This window comes from Peribacillus sp. SIMBA_075, assembly GCF_046534585.1.
In genome coordinates, this window is record NZ_JAWRYN010001321.1 from 1 (window position 1) to 246 (window position 246).

Consider the following 246-nt stretch of genomic DNA (forward strand, 5'->3'; position numbering starts at 1 on the left):
GATCGTGTCACCGACCTTCGCACCATTCTGATCCGCTGCCGGGGAAACCGTCGCGGTCTTCGCGAGAGAGACAGTCGGCGGCACGCAGACCGAGCTCGGGAGGATCTGAGCCAGAAAACCCTCGTTTGCCGGGGCGCTCTTGACCTGGACAACGATCGAGTTCGGGCCGGTCTGCCAGTCATGGTTCAGAGTGGTCGTCGGCTGCGGGTTGGCGAGCTTGTATCCGGCGAAGTAGTACGAGCCACT

Annotated in this window: 1 protein-coding gene; it reads right to left on the reverse strand. The window is 62.6% G+C overall.

Features of this window, described 5'->3' with window-relative positions:
• Positions 1-246, reverse strand: a 246-nt coding sequence (locus tag SB775_RS32635; RefSeq protein WP_410865438.1) for a hypothetical protein, incomplete at both ends; no start/stop codon positions are given.